We start from the raw sequence: 15,383 nt of genomic DNA, 5'->3' as shown, positions 1-15,383 counted from the left end.
TTTTTATTTTTTAGAATTAAAATACTGTTAATCAACTATTTAACAAACAAAAACTAACATTCGTTATTATTACTCAACTTACTAATAAAAATAAAGTGACTTGCTCATTAAGGCACTAAAATGTAAAATATTTTAACGGTTAAGATCAAAACTGAGATGAATCTGATTTTTCATCCCTTTTCATGGAATCTGCGTTGTAATGCAAAAATTAAAAAATGATTTAATTCTTTGTCAAAAACTGATAATTCCATTAAGTTTTTATAATTTTAATGCCAAATATTAAAAAATGGAAATAGAGGTTGCCAAAAGACTTCAACAAACACAAGAGTATTACTTTTCAAAGAAGTTGAGGGAAATTGATGAGATGAACAGGAACGGTTTCCAGGTCATAAACCTAGGAATTGGAAGTCCTGACCTTCCCCCGCATCCAGAGGTAATTCAGACACTTCAGGAAAACGCGGCATTACCAAACACACATGGCTATCAGAATTATAAAGGGGTTCCGATTCTAAGAAAAGCTATGGCAGATTGGTATCATCGATATTACCAGGTTACACTAGATCCAAATTCCGAAATTCTTCCTCTAATTGGTTCCAAAGAAGGTATAGTCCATATTTGCATGACCTATCTTCAGGAAGGAGATCAGGTTTTAATTCCTAATCCGGGTTATCCTGCCTATTTAAGTGCGGTTCAGCTAACGGGCGCCACTGTAATTCCTTACGAATTAAGCTCTGAAAAAAACTGGCTTGTCGATTTAGACGAATTAGAAAAGTTAGATCTAACTTTAGTAAAAATGATGTGGATTAATTATCCACATATGCCTACCGGTGCCTTAGCAAACACGGCTTTTTTTGAGTCTGTTGTTCAATTTGGCAAAAAGCACAATATTTTGATATGTCACGATAACCCGTATAGTTTTATTTTAAACGATCGGCCTCAAAGTATTATGTCGGTGGATGGATCAATGGAAGTAGCCATTGAATTAAATTCTTTAAGTAAATCATCTAATATGGCTGGGTGGCGAATTGGCATGTTAATCGCAAATGAACGTCGAATTTCTGAAATTTTACGATTCAAAAGTAACATGGACTCTGGCATGTTTCTCCCTCTACAATTGGCCGCCGCAAAGGCTCTGAGTTTAGATGAAGATTGGTATACTCAACTCAATATACACTATGAAGGCCGTAGAAGAATGGTTTTTGAAATAATGGACTTATTAGGCTGTAAATACGATCAAAATCAAGTCGGCTTATTCGTTTGGGCAAAGATTCCCGAACACTACGGAAACTCATACGAGTTAAGCGATATGATTTTAAATCAGGCACATGTGTTTATAACTCCAGGAGGAATCTTTGGTTCGGCCGGCATTCAATATATTAGAATTAGCTTATGTGCAAAAATTGAAGTTTTCCAAACTGCAATTGAACGAATAAAAGCAAGAATCAATTAAGTTCGTTTTATTTAATAGCTTCAGCAATTGAACACGTTTGCTTGACGGATGGAAAAAGTTTGATCTTCAATATCAATTTCATTAAAATAATCAGTTTTTCTTAGAAATAGGAAAATATTTTTAACCAAAGAGGGAATAGTGACTCAATTCCTCCCACATAAAAAGATAATGTGGGTTTCCTTGAGTTAATATAATGAATATAGCAATTCTCGGAATTGGGCTTATTGGAGGTTCAATTGGAATTCGATTAAAAGAAAGCAATTTCTGCGAAAAAATAATTGGAATCGAAAAAAATGAAAACAATAAGAAGTTAGCAATTCAACTTAAATTAGTTGATGAAATTCAAACTTTACAACAAGCAATTGAGACTTGTAAAGTTATTATTTTGACCATACCAGTGGATGCCATTATGGAGATGTTACCCACAATTCTTGATCAAGTTACAGATCAAGTTATTATTGATATGGGATCAACCAAATCTAACATTCTCAATTTAATAAAAGACCATCCAAAACGCGGAAGGTATGTTGCCGCTCATCCTATGGCCGGTACTGAATATTCAGGTCCTGAGGCTGCAAAATCGGAATTGTTTAAAGGAAAAATGATGGTTTATGTCGAAGCATTTAAGTCTGATGAGGATGCATTTGAAATTGCAGATAGTATAACAGATCAACTGGAGATGAAATCTTCTTTTATGAATGCCCAGGAACATGATATGCACACTGCATATGTATCGCATATCTCCCACTTAACCTCTTTTGCCTTAGCATCTACTGTTTTAGAAAAAGAAAAATCGCAAGGTAGAATATTTGAACTCGCTGGTTCTGGTTTTCAATCGACAGTACGTTTAGCAAAATCCTCACCAGATATGTGGACACCAATCTTTAAACAGAATAGGGAAAATGTTTTAGAAGTATTGGAAGAACATATTAAACAACTACAACACATCTACGATAAAATCCAACAAGAGGATTATGTTGCCGTACATAAATGGATAAAAAAATCAAATAAAATAAACAGGATTATTAAATAAATCATGCTTGAAAGAAAAACTCTTAGTAACGATTTAGTACAACTAATTCCATTGATTAAAGAAGATTATGGGTGGGTTTTCGCCGTTGCTTCTGATCCAGAAATATGGTCACAACATCCAGATTTTAAACGATATACCCCGATTGGCTTCACGAAGTACTTTAAAAAACTTTTGAGTACGGATATTGCCTATTTAATTTTAGACAATAAAACGGAAAAGGTTATTGGAGCAACCTCATTCTATCAATTCAATAGAACTACCAATTCGGTGGCAATTGGGTATACCTTTATTGCTAAAGAATATTGGGGAGGAAAATATAATCAATCTATAAAAAATTTAATGATGAATTTTGCTTTCGAAGAAGTGGAAAAAATCATATTTCATGTTCGAAAGGGAAATCATAGATCCCAAAAAGCATTGGAGAAAATTGGGGCAAGATTGTTGAGGGATTTTCCTATTGAAAATGAGGATGGGGTCCAATTAGAATATCAAATTGAGAAGGATCAATATCAAACCCAAAATTAGTCAGGGTTCATCATCTTAGTTTTAATTTACTATTGAGAATAAAGAAAGGCCAGAACACCCTCCTATTAACCGTTATTTCTCTCTATCAATACCATTAACGTCAAACTCAAAATAAAACGCTCATCATCTAGATTATTTTCTGACAATTTTGTCACTGAGAATTTTCTGCCAAAAAAAGATGGTTGTTTTGTGATTTCGAACAATTCTTCGCCGGATAGATCTTTGAGTATATATGACGGATTAAAAACATAACCAGAAAGGATTCCAATAACTGGAATGTCGCCAAATATACCGTCAAAGAATTTAGTCCAAGGGTTTTTCTCATGAATAGTGTGGTCCAATTGATCATTTTCATCCATCAAATTAAAGGTAGATCTCCATAAAGAAGCGATCGTTTTTCTGCGAAGTTTTCCTACAATACGCTCGCTATTATCTTTTATGGTAAATGTTTGTTGAAAATCAATCAGCTTATTCGAAATCAATTCATAAAGTTGTTCTGTCTTAGATTCATCTTTATAGACTATAATATGATCTCTCCACGAAAAAATTTTCGACCTTACATGAAAAATAGTTTGCCCATTGTTATCTTTGGCCGTAAAATCATTTGCAAAACTGGTTATGCGAAACGTAAAATTCAAAGGATATTGTAAATCTTTCATTTGATTGGTTAATATTTTTAAAAATAAACAAATCTGTTTAAATTACATTACCGGAATTCAGATTTTGAAGAATAGATTAATTAACGAGATCCCCTTTAATTTAGTACTTCCAGTTCAATTTTTCAAAAACTTTTGACCATAACCAAATGGGTCCAATACTTAAAAGTGTTATAAAACTCGCTTGTTGCATCGGCTTAGTCCTAAACTTTCTTGAGTATAACCATAAACCTAATAGGCCAAAAAGTGCTATGATTGAACAAATCAGAATAACTGTAGGTCCACCATCTCTTTCAATGTATTCCAATTGAACAATAAAAAAGCTCATAACCCCAATAGTAAATAAAACGACATATGAGAGCGTAGGCGCTAATTTTAAATAACTATAGATCAATATTGCAATAAAAAAAGAACCCCAATTCAAGAAAGTATGAGCATTCATATGAACTAAAAATTCAAATTGAGGAAACGGAATCATCCAAATTAGACCCATAATTCCAAAAAATGACATAAATAATAAAGTTGCAACAATAGTAAAATTTGCTTTTTGGAACGTTTGATCTAATTTATAAAAATATTGCTCAACTGGCCTCGTAAAAGTCGGCTTATTTGTATTGCCTTTATCTTTTTTGTTCATCAGGCAAATATAAGTAATATTGTAATTAAACCAGTTAGTGTTAGATTTTAAGCCCGTAAATAAATATGAATTACATCCAAAATATTTTCTAAATAGTAAAGGCCTATCAGTTGATAGGCCTTTACTATTTATTTAATAACCTTATTTTGCATATGAAACTGAACGGGTTTCACGAATAACTGTTACTTTAATCTGACCTGGATAAGTCATTTCTGTTTGAATTCGATTTGACAAATCTGCAGCTAATATCTCTGCCTGTGAATCTGATACCTTTTCACTCTCAACGACCACACGAAGTTCACGTCCAGCTTGGATTGCAAAAGTCTTTTCTACACCGGGATATGATAAAGCGAGATCTTCTAACTCTTTAAGACGTTTGATATAACTCTCAACTACCTCACGTCTGGCTCCAGGGCGTGCACCAGAAATGGCGTCACAAGCTTGAACAATTGGCGATATCATTGATGTCATTTCAATTTCATCATGGTGGGCCCCAATTGCATTACATACATCAGGATGTTCCTTATATTTTTCGGCCAATTGCATCCCCAATATTGCGTGAGGTAGTTCTGGGTTGTCATCAGGCACTTTACCTATATCATGCAATAGTCCAGCACGTTTGGCAAATTTCACGTTAAGACCTAATTCTGCAGCCATAGTAGCCGCAAAATTGGCAACTTCACGAGAGTGTTGTAGTAAATTTTGACCATATGAAGAACGATAACGCATTCTGCCAACCATTCGGATCAATTCTGGGTGCAGCCCATGTATTCCTAAATCTATTGCTGTCCTTTCACCAATCTCCACAATTTCATCTTCAATTTGTGTCCGTGTTTTCGCAACAACCTCTTCAATCCGGGCAGGGTGAATCCTACCATCGGTAACTAAACGGTGTAAGGATAATCTCGCGATCTCGCGACGAACTGGATCAAATCCAGAAAGGATAATTGCCTCAGGTGTATCATCAACAATGATTTCAACACCAGTCGCAGCTTCTAAAGCACGAATATTACGACCTTCACGTCCAATGATACGACCTTTTATCTCATCATTCTCAATATTAAAGATAGAAACGGTATTTTCTATTGCTGCCTCTGTAGCAGTCCTTTGAATGGTTTGAATGACAACCTTCTTAGCTTCCTTAGAAGCGGTTAGCTTCGCTTCGTCTACTACGTCTTTGATGTGAATGATCGCCTGTGATCTGGCTTCCTCACGCAAAGAATTAATCAATTGTTCTTTTGCCTCATCAGCGGAAAGTGCTGCAATACTCTCAAGCTGTTTGATGTGTTGCCCTTTTAGTTGTTCAACTTCTTCCTTTTTCTTCTCATTGATCTCAATCATTTGGTCCAACTTCTTAGATTTCGCATCTAGTTCTTGTTTTTCACGATTTGAGTTTTCAATTTTTTGATTAAGAGACTGTTCTTTTTGACGAATAGAATTTTCTTTCTGAGCCACCGTATTGTTACGCAGATTTACTTCCTTTTCATGTTCAGCTTTTAATTGTAAGAATTTCTCTTTGGCCTCTAATTGACGTTGTTTTTTGGTATGTTCAGCCTGTTGTTCCGCTTCTTTGATAATTAGTTTTGCCTTTTCATTTGCCGATTGTTCTTGTTTCTTGAATACCATCTGTAAAAGATAGCGACCAATAACAACACCAATTATCAGCGAAATTATGATTGATATAGTGGTTAATGACTCCATTTGTAAATAATTAATTTATGTTAATGTAATAGCAATTAGTTTCAAAAAAAAACCGCAATTAAATTATCAGGTCTCATGTATTATTAAACTTCGATTACACATGATTTGAGCATTTGATCATGACCTAGATGGCTTTCGCAAAATGGCCTACATCTCAGTTTTGCTCGTGATATTGAAGCGTTAAGTTTAAAATAGTGACAACCCGAATTTAATTGCGGCAAATTCGTTGTTATTAGCTCTAAATTATAAGAACGTAAACGTTTATTTTTTAAAAAAATCAGTAAGTATATTATCCAATTCGTGAATAGATTTCTCAAGGCCAACCTCCTGGTTCTGCGAATTCTTTTCAGCTTTAATCATTCCTGTAGCGTATTGTAACACACACATTGAAAGTAGATCTTGCTTATCACGAACAGCATAATTATCCTGCAATTCTTTAATTTTTTCGTTTATAAGCTTAGCGGCATATCTAATTACCTCTTCCTCTTCCGTTTCAACACGTAAAGGATACACACGATCAGCTATATTTATTTTTATGGAAATTTCTCCCATGTTTATTTGAGCTTAATAACGTAAAAAGTCAATTCAGTTTGTGTCAATCTCAACACTACTTCAATAGACTTATACATTTGTCTATTTCTCGCACAAAATCGTTAATTTTTTGCTTTGTGTCAAGTACTTTTTCATTTATGGCTGATTTATCTGCCTCTGAGTTGTCAAAGGATTTCGCTACCGCTAACTCCTTTATATTTTCTTCCAATTTTTTAACTCTATTGGAACTGGTCTCAAGGGCTACTTGCAAAGATTGAACTTCTAATTTTAATAAATCATTCTCTTCTTGCAAGGCTTCACTCAATTGAATAAGATTTTTCGTTTTCTCAACGATAATATTCATTTGGGAAGTTAAAGACGCCATATATTTCGCAATTTTTTTGTTTTATTAGCGCACTGATGCACCTACTTCTTTCTCAAAGTTAATAATTAATTTTTGAATTATTCCATCAATTTGTTTATCAGCAAGTGTTTTTTCTTCGTCTTGTAAGATAAAACTTAAGGCATAAGATTTCTTCCCCTCTGGTAATTTGTCCCCTTTATAAACATCAAATATCTGAACTTCTTTTAGAAGTTTGCGTTCAGTTTTATTTGCTATTGTTTGTAATTGGTCAAATGTGATCTGATCATCCAATAATAATGCTAAATCTCGGCGAACGGTTGGAAACTTAGAAACTTCTTGGAACGTTATTTTGTTCTTTTTAATTACTTTAATGACAAGATCCCAATCAAACTGAGCAAAAAAAACGGGACCATCAACATCTGTTTTCCTTAAATTTTCAACAGAAACTGCCCCAAAATTTACAAGAACTTTTTCGCCTTTTTTATACGTTAAGCCATAATTAAAATAAGAACCTTGATATTCTTCTACCCGTAAACCCTCAATTTTTAAGCGATTCACAATTCCATCAACAACGGCTTTTATGTCATAAAAATTTACAGCAGTTGAATCATTGTTCCATTGATCTACTTGCTTTCGTCCGGCAATGGTTAAAGCAAACAATTGTGTTTCCACGTATTTATTCTCAATCAGTTGATAAGATTTACCATATTCGAAAACTTTTAGATCAGCATTTTTTCGTTTTTGATTATATCCAATTGCCGTCAAAGCTGAAAATAAAAGACTTTGACGCATTACATCTAAATCATTACTCAATGGATTAAGCAATTTGACAGCTGTTTCTTCATTCTCTAAATATTCCGATTTCGTTAATGAATTGGTTAGAATCTCTCTATATGAATTTCCAATAAGAAAATCAGAAACCTGATTTAAAACAACTTCTTTATCAGGCTTTTCAGATGTATTAAGTGAAGCCTTAATTTGCGAATTCAATTCAATATTATTGTAACCATAGATACGTAAAATCTCTTCAACAATATCTATTTCTCTCGTCACATCCACTTTAAACCGAGGGACTAAAACATCAAATCCTTCTTCCGTTTCATTTTTTATCTTAATTCCTAAACTAAGGACAATTTCTTTTATGGTATCCTTTGGAATATCTTTACCAATCACCTTTTGAACATTCCTATAAGTAACTGCAAATTGGAATGGCAGAATTTTCTCTGGATAAACATCCACTAACGATGAAGAAATATACCCACCTGCTATCTCAGTAATAATTTTAGCTGCTTTTTTCAAAGCTGTAAGAGTCATATCTGGGTTTGTACCACGTTCAAACCGGAAGGATGAATCCGTTTTGAGAGTATGTCGTTTTGAGGTTTTGCGAACTGTAACAGGATTAAAATAAGCAGATTCCAAGAAAATTGACGTTGTTTCATCGCTTACGCCTGAATATTCTCCTCCAAAAACACCAGCAATACACATCGGCTTCTTATTGTCTGCAATCACCAAGTCCTCATCAGATAACGTACGTTCAACGCCATCAAGAGTCCTCAATAATTCGCCATTGTTAGCTCTTCGTACTATGATATGATTTCCAGCGATCTTTGTTGTATCAAAAGCGTGGAGTGGCTGACCCAAATCATGTAAGATATAATTGGTTACATCCACTATATTATTTATAGAACGGATCCCAATCACTTTCAATTTATTTTTTAACCATTCCGGTGATTCACCTACCTTTATCTCTTGGATATTAAGGCCGGAATATCTAGGAGCATCAGATGGGACATCCACCTCTACCAATGTTCCTTTAGAATTAGCTGCTTGAAAATCAGCAATTTCAAAATCCTTAATTTGGGCTCTAAAATAAGCAGCTAAATCACGAGCTACCCCTAAATGAGAAGCTGCATCAGCTCTATTTGGTGTCAGTCCGATCTCATAGCAATAATCATCCTCCATATTATAGTATGATTTTACTAACGATCCAATTTCAGAATCTGGATCCAATTCAATTATACCAGCATGAGAGTTTCCTAGACCAATTTCATCCTCGCCACATAGCATCCCTTGTGAAACTTCACCTCTAATTTTTGATTTCGAAATTTTAAAAGGTTCTCCATTCGTCGGGAAACAAGTGGTTCCCACTTGAGCAACAATTACTTTTAATCCTTCTCGAACATTCGGCGCACCACAAACAATGTTCAATAATTCTTCTTGGCCAATATCTACTGTTGTAATTTTAAGTTTATCGGCATTGGGATGCTGTTTACAGGATTTTACCAATCCAACAACTAACCCTTCTAATCCACCTGGTATACTCTGTTCTAATTCTAAAGATTCTACCTCTAAACCTATATCAGTTAAAATTAAAGAAAGTTCCTCAGGGGTGTTACTTATATCAAGAAAGTTTTTTAACCAATTATATGAAATTCTCATGACGTCATTTTTTCAAGACACAAAGATATGAATTGAGACTGAAATTGATGAGTTTTTCACCAATAATGTAGACAATTTGATCTTTATTTTCTTTAATAGAGATCTGACAAACCACATAATCTCTCTAAGTGGTGATATTTTAAACCAAAATATAATTTCAGGGATTTCAATTTGGTTAAAATTTGCTGTTGCCGATCCTCCTGAATCTGATTTTTCACCCCAATTATCATTACATTTTTGGGAGTATGCTGATCAGAAATGAATTGCATTACTTTAGTCTGGTAACCATAATATTCAAGAATTAAGGCCCTGATACTATCGGTCAACATTTCAGCGTGTCTTTCTAAAAAAATACCATATTGCGACATAAAATCCAAGTCATTAGCAGGTTTCGTTCGCTCGAGTTCTCTTCTGATCTGCTTATGGCAACACGGAGCAACAACAATTAAAGACGACTGTTTCAAAATCCCTTTATAAATCGCATCATCAGTAGCGGTATCACATGCATGAAGCGCTATTAATACATCAATAGGTTTTGAGCTTTCAAAATTTTCAATTGTGCCTTGTTCAAAAGACAATTGATCAAAGTTCGCCTTCTTAGCCACATGATTACAAAAATCAACTAAATCCCCCCTATACTCTACCCCTATCACTTCAGGGTTCCTCTTTAATTCATTTTTAAGATAATCATACAAAGCAAAGGTTAAATAACCCTTCCCTGCTCCCATATCAACCACATTTATTTTAGTTTCTCGGGGTAAGTTTATTAATGAGGTACTTAATAATTCTATGTAATGGTTTATTTGCTTCCATTTATCTTGCGCACTTTTATAAACTTGGCCATCAATATCCGTTAATTTCAACTCATGGAGGTATCCCTTTTTTTCGGGATCAAGCTTTCTTACTTTCTTTTTATCATGAACTAAAGTTGCCTCTATCTTTTTACTTTCTTTAGTTCTTATAAGATTCCATTGTGCTTTCTTATTCATCTGAAGAGTCAAACTTTCATCGTTCCTTAACATAGCGATTGCTCGAAAACCTTTGAATTGAGTTAGATCAATAATTTGATCAATTGCTTGACTAATGGAATAGTTCTTTGTGATATCCTTGGTCTTGTATCTATATATAAAACTCAGTTTTAATTCGTTTTTTATTAATATTAATCTGATATAAATATTTTTCAGATCTGTTTCATCTCCTTTGTAATGACCAAGGGAAATCTTGACTAGATCTTGATTCTGAATACCTTCTTTTAACTCTTTAATAAAAATTTCGTAATCTAACATACTTATAAATTTGTTTACAAAGATAAGATATATACCTACATTTGTATATGCAAAAACCAAGAGTTAAAGCGGTCTATTTTGACATAGATGGAACTTTAATTAGTTTCAAAACCCACCAAATTCCAGAATCTACGGTAGAAGCGATTAGAATTTTACAAAGTAAGGGAATCAAAACTATAATTTCCACTGGAAGATCAATCAATAGCATTGATCATGTAAAACATCTTGATTTCGACGGATATATAACTTTCAACGGAGGATATTGCCTAACAAATAGTTATGAAATTCTCTTTCGGAAAGCTATCGATCCTCAGGATATACAATCTGTTTTAGATTATGCAAAAAATAATCTTTTAAGTTTTTCTTTTATGTCCGAGAACGAGATTACGATTCATGACGTTACACCAGAAATTGCAGGCATGTACGCGCACTTGAATTTACCTGTCCCAAAATTAGTTAACATCAATGAGGTAGATACATCAAGCATTCTACAAACTAATATTTTCTTGGGTCCTGAAGAAGAAAAAATATTTATGGACACAGTAATGCCAAATTCATTAGCTTCGAGATGGTCACCCTTATTTGCAGATGTGAACCCAAAAGGATTGAGCAAGAAAGTAGGCATTGATATTTTTAATAAGCATTTCGGCATAGACTTAAAAGAAACAATGGCTTTTGGGGATGGTGGAAATGACATTTCTATGTTAGAACATGTTCAATTAGGCATTGCGATGGGAAATGCCAATCCAGAAGTTAAAGAAATAGCAGATTATACAACCGATGATGTGGACTCGAATGGGATTTGGAATGCTCTTAAGAAATTTGAGATAATTTAGCTAAATTCCTTCAAACCCATAATAATTTCATTCCTTAATTACTAAAAGAGCTCCAAATTGCTCTTTTAGTAATTATAAGATATAGATACTTAATTTAGACTAAGTCTTCTTTTGCCATTAAATATCTTTCTGCTTCTAACGCCGCCATACAGCCTGTTCCAGCTGCTGTGACAGCTTGACGAAAAACATGGTCCTGAACATCTCCGCATGCAAATACGCCAGGAATATTGGTTGAGGTACTATCTGATTTGGTTATCAAATAACCGGTTTCATCCATATCCAATTGACCTTGGAAAAGCTCTGTGTTGGGCTTATGTCCGATAGCTACAAAAAATCCAGTTACCTCCAAATCTTTTAACTCATTGGTTTGATTATTCTTCACTCTTACTGCTGTAACAACTTGGCCATCGCCTAATATTTCTTGGGTCTCAGTATTGTATAATACTTCGATATTATCCGTATTATTAACGCGGTGAATCATTGCTTTCGAAGCTCTGAATTCATCTCTTCGAACTAGCATATAAACCTTTCTGCAGAGTTTAGCTAAATAGGTTGCTTCTTCTGCGGCTGTATCTCCTGCCCCAACAATTGCCACATCTTGCCCTTTAAAGAAAAATCCATCACAAACAGCACATGCAGAAACACCAAATCCATTGTATTTTTCTTCAGACTCCAGACCTAACCACTTTGCGGTAGCGCCAGTTGCAATAATAACAGAATCTGCAGTTATTGTTTTTACTCCATCAATTTCTACTTTATGGAGTCCTGATTCTTGTTTAAAGTCAACTTTAGTAACATAACCAAATCGAACATCTGTGCCAAACCTTTCTGCTTGAGCTCTCAAATCTTCCATCATTACTGGTCCAGTAATTCCCTTCGGATATCCAGGGAAGTTATCCACTTCGGTGGTTTGCGTTAATTGCCCTCCTGGAACGATTCCAGTATATATAACAGGTTTCATGTCCGCACGGGCAGCATAAATTGCTGCTGTATATCCTGCTGGACCTGACCCGATAATAAGGCATGATAAGTGTTCTATTTCTTGCACAGTATTTATCATAAAAATTTCTTCTTTAACTTTTAAATTTATTTTGAAGTCCTTGCAGCATATCATCTGTAATTGGTTTGCTGGGCTCGACCTTCTTTTTCACAGGCTTAACAATACCTTTTATTGGGGTTTGAACTTCAACAGCAGCATTATTTTTGTCTTCTTTTTTCTTGTTCTTAAATTCATTCCAAATGTTCTCAAGTACTTTTTTTGTATACAACGGAAATTCACCATTTTGCATCCATGTATAATAACTTGGTTCAATCTCAAAAATGCTTATTACTTTTTTTCCCTTATGTTTTCCAAAATTAATTGCGGGATCGCCGTCTTGATCATAAACAATTCTACCTGCAAAATCCACTGGTTTACTTAAATTAGTAAACTGATGGAGCGCCTCTACGTCGTTGACAACAGGTTTGGAAATTACACCATGCTTGTCTTCAAATAAAACACCATCATATTTACTAAGTTGAGCTTTTAAAACTTTGTATGTCGCAATAACATCCGCCTCCGCATTATGAGCATTTTCTAATGATTCACCGCAATAGAATTTATACGCAGCCTTCAAGGTACGTTGTTCCATTTGATGAAATATATTTTGAACATCAACAAAAGAACGTCCTTCTAATGAAAAATCAATTCCTGCACGTAAAAACTCTTCCATCAGTACTGGGACATCAAATTTATTAGAATTGTATCCTGCAAGATCTGAGTCTCCAATAAAATCTGCTATTTCCTGGGCCCTTACTTTAAACGCAGGAAGGTCTTTAACATCTTCATCATAAATACCATGAAACCTAGTTGATTCAGCAGGTATTGCCATTTCAGGATTAATACGTAAAGTAAGCGTTTCTTCCTTTCCATCAGGTGAAATCTTCAAGATTGATATTTCAACTATCCTATCTAAAGAAACATTTACCCCCGTCGTTTCTAAATCAAAAAAGGCCAACGGGCGTTTAAGGTTCAATTCCATGTCATGTATTTTATAAGTATTTTGCAAATTGTACAAAAGTACAAAATCTATCTATCAGAATGCAGGTACTATCACAACTATAAATTAATTCAATGTAAAGTTTTACATTAATACATAATAGGAAATCTCAGCTAAATTTAAACTCCTATTTTTGATTGCACAAAAAAAGGCAGCCATAACTGGTCGCCTAATCTTTTTTAATAGTTTTAAAATTATCCTAAAACTTCTTTCAAGCGATTTATTTGATGATCAACTAATTTCTGCAATGGTCCTGAAGCCATCATTTTCATCATCATATTTAACTCCGCCTCGATGATAAATGTAGCTTTGGTCGATTCATCTGATACGGATTCTACCTTCCATCGTAAAATAAGTGGAAATGGAGCTTCCTCACTAGGAATCGAAACCAGTTCTTTATTTTCAATTCTTTCACTGATTCGTAAAGCCAATTTTACCATATTTTGAATGGTAAATTTAGCCTCATCTGCTGTTGAAGTCCAGTTATAAATATTTTCCGGCATCAACTGTTCGTGATTATTCAAATCAGCTAAAAAATTATAAACTTCACTTAGAGATTTGTTGACAATTACAGAGTTTTGAAACGTTGACATACATTTATAATTCTGGTGACCAATTTGATGGATCTTGTTTCCATTTTTCTAGAATACTTATATCTGAATCTAAGATATAACTATTTGTAGCTGCAACTCGAATCAATGCATCATAATTACATAAACTGTGATGTGAACATTTCGCATCTTCGAAGTTTTTGCGAGCAATTTCCAAACCGTAAGTAAAGATAGACACTAAACCAACTACATTACAACCAACTTCTCGTAGTGCATTTACAGCTTGTAGACTGCTTTTCCCAGTAGAAACCAAATCTTCCACAACGACTACCCTTTGCCCGCTGTTTACTTCTCCTTCAATTAGATTTTGACGACCATGATCCTTAGCACTACTTCTTACATAAGAAAATGGCAAGCCTAAATCTTGAGCAACAAGTACACCTTGGGGTATCCCTGCTGTCGCTACACCCGATATCATATCTACAGATCCAAATTCCTCCTGGATTAATTGTGATAAATTTTGTCTTATATACGTGCGGATAGCGGGATGAGACAATGCTACGCGGTTATCACAGTAAATTGGAGACTTCCAACCAGACGCCCAAATAAAAGGACTTTTAGGTTGCAATTTTATTGCTTTAATTTGCAATAAGGATTCAGCAACTTTTTGTTCAACCTCATTTAAATAATTCATGGCACAAATTTATAAAATTTATATGAACCAATCTCTGTTAATTTTAGCAGATTATTCACCTAGCATAAAAGAAAACGTACAATCAATTGGTTTACAAGATATTGATTTAGAAAAACTTTTTATTCAATCCACAAACAACCCTAATAAAATCATTTATCTCTACATAGATAAAAACATTAAAAATGTTTTTAAAGAAATATTATCAAAAACTAAAATCATAAAAGCAGCAGGCGGACTTGTCAAAAATGGAAAAGGAGAATACCTTTTTATCCATAGGTTAGGCAAATGGGATTTACCTAAGGGAAAGGTTGAAGAAGGAGAAAAAATAAAATCAGCCGCTTGCAGAGAGGTAGAGGAAGAATGTGGAATCAAAATAGACTATATCGGAAAAAAAATTGAAACCACATATCACACTTATTATATGCAGAAGAAATTTGTCCTCAAGCAAACTCAATGGTATGAGATGGGCGTTAATAAATCACCTCTATTAACACCTCAACTTGAAGAAGACATTACTCAGGCAGAGTGGTTAAAAAAATCATCCCTTGAAAAAGTCAAGGATAACACGTATCCACTAATTTTAGGAATATTAAAGGGGATCTAAAAAAATATTAAAAATTCGCCTATACGGATTTGAAGTA

The 15,383-nt window shown here is 34.2% G+C and carries 16 protein-coding genes; 5 read left to right on the top strand and 11 right to left on the bottom strand.

Going from position 1 to position 15,383, the window contains the following annotated elements; translation table 11 throughout:
• Nucleotides 1–286 precede the first annotated feature (286 nt).
• The 3 genes from AC6CHH_RS02025 to AC6CHH_RS02015 all read left to right on the top strand — a co-directional run bounded on the left by AC6CHH_RS02025 (nucleotide 287) and on the right by AC6CHH_RS02015 (nucleotide 3,008).
• A complete protein-coding gene (locus tag AC6CHH_RS02025) occupies nucleotides 287–1,450 on the top strand; it encodes a pyridoxal phosphate-dependent aminotransferase (RefSeq protein WP_498279204.1) in 1,164 nt (387 codons plus the stop codon).
• 193 nt (nucleotides 1,451–1,643) lie between these two features.
• Nucleotides 1,644–2,483 carry a prephenate dehydrogenase gene (locus AC6CHH_RS02020; protein ID WP_498279202.1) on the top strand — a complete coding sequence of 280 codons (840 nt, stop codon included), beginning with the start codon at nucleotides 1,644–1,646 and terminating at the stop codon, nucleotides 2,481–2,483.
• Nucleotides 2,484–2,486: 3 nt separating this feature from the next.
• A complete protein-coding gene (locus tag AC6CHH_RS02015; RefSeq protein WP_498279200.1) occupies nucleotides 2,487–3,008 on the top strand; it encodes a GNAT family N-acetyltransferase in 522 nt (173 codons plus the stop codon).
• A 65-nt stretch (nucleotides 3,009–3,073) separates the two neighbouring features.
• On the opposite strand, the gene AC6CHH_RS02010 is transcribed toward AC6CHH_RS02015, so the two are convergent.
• From AC6CHH_RS02010 to AC6CHH_RS01980, 7 genes are all read right to left on the bottom strand, one after another.
• A complete protein-coding gene (locus AC6CHH_RS02010; protein WP_498279198.1) occupies nucleotides 3,074–3,667 on the bottom strand; it encodes an LURP-one-related family protein in 594 nt (197 codons plus the stop codon).
• A 100-nt stretch (nucleotides 3,668–3,767) separates the two neighbouring features.
• The gene (locus AC6CHH_RS02005; protein ID WP_498279196.1) at nucleotides 3,768–4,301 is read right to left on the bottom strand and encodes a hypothetical protein; all 534 of its coding nucleotides are present in this window, start codon (nucleotides 4,299–4,301) and stop codon (nucleotides 3,768–3,770) included.
• A gap of 141 nt (nucleotides 4,302–4,442) precedes the next feature.
• On the bottom strand, nucleotides 4,443–6,002 hold the full coding sequence (gene rny, locus AC6CHH_RS02000) for a ribonuclease Y (RefSeq protein ID WP_498279194.1): 1,560 nt from the start codon (nucleotides 6,000–6,002) through the stop codon (nucleotides 4,443–4,445).
• A gap of 261 nt (nucleotides 6,003–6,263) precedes the next feature.
• On the bottom strand, nucleotides 6,264–6,554 hold the full coding sequence (locus tag AC6CHH_RS01995) for a cell division protein ZapA (RefSeq protein ID WP_498279192.1): 291 nt from the start codon (nucleotides 6,552–6,554) through the stop codon (nucleotides 6,264–6,266).
• Between the two features lie 55 nt (nucleotides 6,555–6,609).
• Nucleotides 6,610–6,918: a hypothetical protein gene (locus AC6CHH_RS01990; RefSeq protein WP_498279190.1), complete on the bottom strand. Its 309-nt coding sequence runs from the start codon at nucleotides 6,916–6,918 to the stop codon at nucleotides 6,610–6,612.
• Between the two features lie 24 nt (nucleotides 6,919–6,942).
• Entirely contained in the window at nucleotides 6,943–9,336 is a 2,394-nt protein-coding gene (gene pheT / locus AC6CHH_RS01985) for a phenylalanine--tRNA ligase subunit beta (protein ID WP_498279188.1), read from the bottom strand.
• A 92-nt stretch (nucleotides 9,337–9,428) separates the two neighbouring features.
• Nucleotides 9,429–10,622, bottom strand: a complete 1,194-nt coding sequence (locus tag AC6CHH_RS01980; protein WP_498279186.1) for a class I SAM-dependent methyltransferase — start codon at nucleotides 10,620–10,622, stop codon at nucleotides 9,429–9,431.
• A gap of 47 nt (nucleotides 10,623–10,669) precedes the next feature.
• Here AC6CHH_RS01980 and AC6CHH_RS01975 point away from each other — a divergent pair, with 47 nt between their 5' ends.
• The gene (locus tag AC6CHH_RS01975) at nucleotides 10,670–11,458 is read left to right on the top strand and encodes a Cof-type HAD-IIB family hydrolase (protein ID WP_498279184.1); all 789 of its coding nucleotides are present in this window, start codon (nucleotides 10,670–10,672) and stop codon (nucleotides 11,456–11,458) included.
• Between the two features lie 94 nt (nucleotides 11,459–11,552).
• Here AC6CHH_RS01975 and trxB read toward each other — a convergent pair whose 3' ends face one another.
• From trxB to pyrE, 4 genes are all read right to left on the bottom strand, one after another.
• The gene (gene trxB, locus AC6CHH_RS01970; protein WP_498279182.1) at nucleotides 11,553–12,518 is read right to left on the bottom strand and encodes a thioredoxin-disulfide reductase; all 966 of its coding nucleotides are present in this window, start codon (nucleotides 12,516–12,518) and stop codon (nucleotides 11,553–11,555) included.
• 13 nt (nucleotides 12,519–12,531) lie between these two features.
• Complete coding sequence (locus AC6CHH_RS01965) at nucleotides 12,532–13,479, bottom strand: exonuclease domain-containing protein (protein ID WP_498279180.1); 948 nt, start codon at nucleotides 13,477–13,479, stop codon at nucleotides 12,532–12,534.
• A 212-nt stretch (nucleotides 13,480–13,691) separates the two neighbouring features.
• Nucleotides 13,692–14,090, bottom strand: a complete 399-nt coding sequence (locus AC6CHH_RS01960) for an SRPBCC family protein (protein ID WP_498279178.1) — start codon at nucleotides 14,088–14,090, stop codon at nucleotides 13,692–13,694.
• Between the two features lie 4 nt (nucleotides 14,091–14,094).
• Complete coding sequence (pyrE, locus tag AC6CHH_RS01955) at nucleotides 14,095–14,742, bottom strand: orotate phosphoribosyltransferase (protein ID WP_498279176.1); 648 nt, start codon at nucleotides 14,740–14,742, stop codon at nucleotides 14,095–14,097.
• Between pyrE and AC6CHH_RS01950 the strand changes: the two genes are divergently transcribed.
• A complete protein-coding gene (locus AC6CHH_RS01950; RefSeq protein ID WP_498279174.1) occupies nucleotides 14,741–15,346 on the top strand; it encodes an NUDIX hydrolase in 606 nt (201 codons plus the stop codon). The genes pyrE and AC6CHH_RS01950 overlap by 2 nt on opposite strands.
• Nucleotides 15,347–15,383 lie beyond the last annotated feature (37 nt).

The sequence above is a fragment of the Sphingobacterium sp. GQ94 genome, from assembly GCF_059758715.1.
This window is presented reverse-complemented; position numbering and strand designations above follow the sequence as displayed.